Annotated in this window: 6 protein-coding genes; 3 read left to right on the top strand and 3 right to left on the bottom strand. The window is 56.4% G+C overall.

Annotated elements, in window-relative coordinates:
* Positions 1-127: 127 nt before the first annotated feature.
* The gene (locus tag WB528_RS11820) at positions 128-313 is read right to left on the bottom strand and encodes a hypothetical protein (RefSeq protein ID WP_423888597.1); all 186 of its coding nucleotides are present in this window, start codon (positions 311-313) and stop codon (positions 128-130) included.
* A 320-nt stretch (positions 314-633) separates the two neighbouring features.
* Positions 634-879 (bottom strand): hypothetical protein, encoded by a 246-nt coding sequence (locus WB528_RS11815; protein WP_423888596.1) that lies wholly within the window; start codon positions 877-879, stop codon positions 634-636.
* A gap of 236 nt (positions 880-1,115) precedes the next feature.
* Here WB528_RS11815 and WB528_RS11810 point away from each other — a divergent pair, with 236 nt between their 5' ends.
* The 3 genes from WB528_RS11810 (at position 1,116) to WB528_RS11800 (ending at position 3,823) form a co-directional block, all read left to right on the top strand.
* A complete protein-coding gene (locus WB528_RS11810; protein WP_423888594.1) occupies positions 1,116-1,772 on the top strand; it encodes a response regulator transcription factor in 657 nt (218 codons plus the stop codon).
* Entirely contained in the window at positions 1,769-3,409 is a 1,641-nt protein-coding gene (locus WB528_RS11805; RefSeq protein ID WP_423888593.1) for an MASE4 domain-containing protein, read from the top strand. Before WB528_RS11810 ends, WB528_RS11805 begins: the two co-directional genes overlap by 4 nt.
* A gap of 231 nt (positions 3,410-3,640) precedes the next feature.
* Positions 3,641-3,823 carry a hypothetical protein gene (locus tag WB528_RS11800; protein WP_423888592.1) on the top strand — a complete coding sequence of 61 codons (183 nt, stop codon included), beginning with the start codon at positions 3,641-3,643 and terminating at the stop codon, positions 3,821-3,823.
* A gap of 583 nt (positions 3,824-4,406) precedes the next feature.
* Here WB528_RS11800 and WB528_RS11795 read toward each other — a convergent pair.
* The coding region (locus tag WB528_RS11795) for a sensor histidine kinase (protein WP_423888591.1) at positions 4,407-5,525 on the bottom strand (1,119 nt) is incomplete at its 5' end.

The following is a 5,525-nucleotide window of genomic DNA, read 5'->3' as shown; positions in this document are numbered from 1 at the left end:
CTATATAAGTCAGCGAATGCCACGTGAATGTCCTGACAAGCATGATGCTACTCATTCACTTATATCAGCCTGCCTCAAGCAAATACGAAAAGCTCCGCCGCCGGGCCAAATCAGAGCGGGTGCTATGTCAATGCCGTGTTTTGGCGACACGGCCGGTCGCCTCAGAGTCGGTTTTGCGCAGCTCGCTTTTCAGCTTGGCTGTTTCGCCGGCGAGCAGCCTGAGAATTGCGCGTCGCTCGTCGACGTCGGTCGAAGACGCAAGGAGCCGATAGAGGGCCAGGTTTTCATCGGTATAAAATCTCTCGAGGTCCATTGATGGTTCTCCCTCGTTCATTGCAACAGATCTGGCGGCCTTACGCTGTGCTGGCGGCCGACGAGCACTATGCAGCGACGCGCACGGCGGTCTCCGGGAGAGCCTTGCTCCTTTCGCCCAATCCGCGCTCGACGATCATGACTTCACCGCAAGCACAGCACTCCAGACACTGCACTTGGGGAAATCCATCACGCTCCGGAATGCTCGCGCGAAGCCGAAGGCTGGCGAGGCGTCTACACCTGGGACACATCGGGCTCAGGCTCAGATCAGTTGGACTAAACATAAGTCTCTCCGCTTCTCATGGCTTTCGAACCGCGCGCTCATTCGAGGTGAATGCCTCCAGTCAACGCCATCACGAACAAGAAGCCCGTAATGGCGAGCGCGGCGGCATAGGCTGCAAACACCCGGCCGGACACTTCTCCGGATACCGGCTTCATTTCCGGTGCGCTGCTTCGAAGACTGATCGACGAGGCAGGCGGAGCACTCGGATGTCCGGCATTCAGCGGGATATGGAACGATCGCTCCGAGGAGATCGCCTCCCCACTCCGTAAAATATCAGGCTTCATGGCTCTCTCCGATAATTTCATCCGGGTATGTTTGACCCCATACTGGTTATTCGTCCCGCCGGCTGAGCGTAACTCGGTAGACTGCGAGCTAGTACATTTGCGGGGTTTGAGGGGACACCGTCACTCGGCGAGCCAGGCGTTGAGCTAGGCCGACGAACTCGTTGATCAAAATCAAAGTTGGATTAGGCCGAAATGGTACTGATTAACCGCCCGTTGGTCGGTGAGGCGGTCAGCCAGTGCCCTCGGCTAGTGCAATCGTGGAGATAATCTTTTTGCCGAGCGAAAGTGTCATCCATGTCGTTGAAGACGATGAGGATATGCGGGCTTCCCTCGTGGAACTGCTCGAAGACGGCGGCTACACGGTGCGCGGCTATGTTAGAGGCGAGGAGTTGCTGGCGCGCGGCGAGGCTATCGAGCCGGGCTGCATTGTCAGCGACGTGCGCATGCCGGGAATAGACGGGCTCACTTTGCTGCGGCGACTGCGCGCCAGCGGTTCGACAATACCGCTGATGCTGATCACCGCTCACGGCGACGTATCGATGGCGGTGGCTGCGATGAAGGCAGGCGCCATCGACTTTCTTGAAAAGCCATTTGAAGCAGACGCGTTGCTGGCCGCGCTAAGTGCGGCTTTGAGCCAATCCCCCGGCTCTGACACGGCTGAGGATACGGAATCGTCGCGTCAACTCCTGCAGAAGCTGACGTCTCGCGAGCACGAAGTGCTCGAACAGCTGGTCGCTGGCAAGTCCAACAAGGAGATCGCCGCGCACCTTCGCATCAGCCCGCGTACGGTTGAATTTCATCGCGCGCACGTAATGGAAAAAATGGCTGCCAAAGGATTGCCAGAACTCGTCCGGGTCTGGCTGTCAGCCGATTTGTCAGCGTCGACGAAATGACCGCTCGCGCAAATCAGGACCTATCAGCAAGCACAGTCGCATCGAGCGCAACCACGGCCCTGGCGTCGACCGATCAATTCGACGACGCAAACATCGGCCTGATAAGACATCAGCCGACGTCACGACAGAAATTATGGGCACTGGCGGCAGTTGCAGCTCTCCTCGTCGCTGCGACCAGCGTGGCTCCCTATGCACCCAAGACGCTTCCCCGGTTCGCCGCCTTCATTCCCTTCATGAACGCGGCAATATTGGTTACCGACCTGATAACTGCTATCCTCCTGTTCGTCCATTTTTCGATTTCTCGATCGCGGGCACTCCTGGTTCTTGCCGGAAGTTATCTTTTTACTGCGATGATTGTGATTCCGCATGCGCTCACCTTTCCAGGCGCATTTTCACCGACCGGCCTGCTCGGAGCGGGCCCGCAAACCACCGCCTGGCTTTACACTTTCTGGCATTTGGGATTTCCCGCAGGTCTCTTGCTGTATGTCTGGCTGAAGGACGAAGACCATACCATCCAGGTTTCGGTTCGGTTTGCGATCAGCTGGTGCACCTCGATCTCGATCAGCCTGGTCGTGGGACTCGTTTGCCTCGCCATCATCGGCGACCCGGTATTGCCGCGCCAATTCAAGAACGTTTTCGAGCTTACCCCGTTGGGATTTTACGTCACCTACTTCGATTTGTTTGTGGGCGTGGTTGCGCTTGCGTTTCTGTGGACGCGTCGACGTTCGGTTCTCGATTTGTGGCTGATGGTCGTTGCCTGCGCGCTGATAAGTGAACTGGCTCTCGTCAGCTTCCGCTTCAGTCTTGGGTTTTATTTCAGCCGCATCTTCTCGTTTGCGGCCGCGACTATCGTGCTCGTCGTATTGCTTGCCGAGACGATGGACTTGTACAACCGCCTGGCCCTTGCAAACGCGTTGCTGCGGCGCGAGCGAGACAACAAATTGATGAACATGGCAGCGGTAGTGGCCTCGATTTCACATGAAGTGAAACAGCCGCTGGCGGCAATCGTCATGAGAGCCAGTACCGCGCTGCGGTTTCTTGGGCATGCGCCCCCCGAGGTTGCGAAGGCGCGATCGGCTCTGAACAAGATCGTCAACGACGGTCATCGCGCCAGCGAAATATTCAATAGCATTCGTGACCTGTTTCGGGCTTCCGACCAGTCAAAAGTGGAAATCGACGTCAACGAGCTGGTGCTGAATACACTCGATATCATGCACAGGGAGCTGACCGAACACCACATCGCGACACGTACCGAGCTCATGCCTGAAGGGCCATCTATGATCGGCCACCACGGTCAGTTGCAGGAGGTTCTGCTCAATCTCATCTTCAATGCGATCGAGGCGATGGCCGGAAAATATGGGGACCGCGTGCTCAGCCTGAGCACCGAACGCCGCGAGGACGAGGGGATTGTCATCAGGGTCATGGACACCGGACCGGGAATCGATCCGAAAAGCCTCGACAACATATTTGATCCGTTCGTCACGACCAAATCCCACGGGATCGGCCTCGGTCTCGCCATCTGCCGGATGATTGTCGAGCGCCACGGAGGGCAACTGCTGGCTTCGTCGGGCCAGGGAGGTGGCGCGCAATTCGACATCATTTTACCGGTCAACGAACCGCACGGCTTTTCCAAATGATCCAAATAACGAGCTTGAGCCTGGCGGTGTCGCAAGGCGCGTCCGCTGCGTCCTCCAATGGCTGCTTGTAAAACTACCAGCTCGTAGTTTCCCGAGTTACCGCCCAGTCACCGTCCCGTTAAATTCCGCTTCAAGGCGAAACGCCCGGGGAGCCCAAGACGAGGAACGGCATCGATCAGCGCCCGTGGAGCAGGGTGCTTTTTTTGATCGGCTGAACTGCAGGATCTCAAAATGGCTAGTGCGCTCGAGGACTTCATCACGGCTCAGAACATCAGTCTCTACAGGTCGCTTCTGAAGACGGAAACGCAGCCGGGCAAACGCAGGATACTGCTTCAATTGCTCGAAGCCGAATTGACGAAACTTCCTGAGGCGTTGAAACGCTTTGAGAGAACCAGGATAACCGGCCTTCGATGAAGTCGTTAGGAGATCAATAAGAGACATCGGCTTAGTTGAGAACTCCAGGAGAAGTGCTGTGATGAATCAAAAAAGGTTACGCGCTTGTGCAGTCGAGCTTCAAAAAATTTCTGCCATGATGTTGGAGGTCGCGCAACTTCGGGACGCCGTTCATGAGACACAGGAGGCGGGACGAAAGGGACAATCACGAACCCTTACCCGTCACAGTCGTTCTTGCTCTTTGAAGGAGAACTCGCTTCAGCGCTGATCTTCTGGATTACATTGAGCACGAACCGGCCCCCCTCTCAATGTAAACCGCAGCCCGCTCAGTTCCCCCGACTGAGCGGGCTTTTTATTGTCTTGTTTACGTTAAATGCGCTTACACCAACGACCGGGAATTCGGGGCGCGCGTGTCCTTCCGGCGCCCTTTCACGAAGTCGGTAACGGGTCATGAGCGTCGCTTTGACCGCGCGCCGCTCGCTTCCAGTCTTCCCCGACCAGGAGACATCCATAGCACTGGTCGGCAGGTCTCAAAGGTGCCAACAAGAGACTCATGCACTGCAGCAAATTTGATGCTGTCAGCCGATGAAATGGGCGTGGCAAATTACCGTTGGATCGTCCGCGGCAAAACGAGTTTGAACTCGGTGAACTTCCCGGGCTCCGTATCCACATCGATGCTGCCACCGTGTTGTTTCACGATGATGTCGTGGCTGATCGACAGGCCAAGCCCGGTACCTTCCCCAGACGGCTTGGTCGTGAAGAACGGGTTGAAAATTTTCTCTTTGACCTCTTCCCGGATACCGGTCCCGTTATCGCGAATACGGATTTCAACCTTGTCTCCGAGGTTCTTGGTCGTAGCGGAAAGGATTGGCTCGAAGCCGTCACCGATCTCCACTTTACGTTTGGTCGTGGCGTCAAATGCGTTCGATATCAGATTGAGTAGGACTCGTGTGATCTCTTGCGGATAGACATCAGCCATGCCGACGGATGGATCGAGATCGCGTTGCAACGCGATACTGAAACCTGCTTTTTCTGCTCGGGCACCGTGATAGGCGAGATTTAGGCTCTCATCGACTATCGCGTTGATGTCAGCGGGACGATGCTCACCGGAACCCTCACGTGAGTGCTGCAGCATGTTTTTCACGATGGAGTCGGCGCGCCTCCCGTGGTGAACAACCTTTGCGAGGTTGGACTTCAACATCTGCGTCAGTTCAACGACGTCACCGCGCATCTTCTGATCGAGCGGAGCTGGGGCCAGGGTCTCGTCCAGTTCGTCGATCAGTTCCGCCGAAAGCACTGAGAAGTTATTGACGAAGTTAAGCGGGTTTTTAATCTCATGCGCGATGCCCGCCGTTAACTGACCAAGCGATGCAAGCTTTTCCGTCTGAACAAGCCGGTCCTGCGCCATCTTGAGGTCCGCCAATGCGGCCTCAGCGACATCGCGCGCCCGGGTTGCATTTTCTTCGCTGCGCTTCAGATCGGTAATATCGAAATAGGTCAGCATACGGCCGCCATCCGGCAGCGGTCGCGTCTGAAACTGGATGACCCGCCCATCGCGCAGCCGCGTTTCCGTTATGGAAGCCGTACCCTTGCGCACCGCCTCGACACGCTTCTCGACATATTCCTCGAATTGATCCGCTGGGACGTCATAGAGATTTTTACCCCAGACATGGGTGACGAGATCGCGCATCGTCGGACGGGTCTCGCGGATGAATTCATCCGA

This window comes from Bradyrhizobium sp., from assembly GCF_049586575.1.
Lineage (GTDB): Bacteria > Pseudomonadota > Alphaproteobacteria > Rhizobiales > Xanthobacteraceae > Bradyrhizobium.
The sequence above is the reverse complement of the archived record's forward strand: the minus strand, read 5'-3'. Positions and strand labels throughout refer to the sequence as shown.

What these genes read in the sequence shown, in the direction of transcription:
- WB528_RS11820 (WP_423888597.1), bottom strand. Translation starts at nt 313, where the DNA reads ATGGACCTCGAGAGATTTTATACCGATGAAAACCTGGCCCTCTATCGG.
- WB528_RS11815 (WP_423888596.1), bottom strand. Translation starts at nt 879, where the DNA reads ATGAAGCCTGATATTTTACGGAGTGGGGAGGCGATCTCCTCGGAGCGA.
- WB528_RS11805 (WP_423888593.1), top strand. Translation starts at nt 1,769, where the DNA reads ATGACCGCTCGCGCAAATCAGGACCTATCAGCAAGCACAGTCGCATCG.
- WB528_RS11800 (WP_423888592.1), top strand. Translation starts at nt 3,641, where the DNA reads ATGGCTAGTGCGCTCGAGGACTTCATCACGGCTCAGAACATCAGTCTC.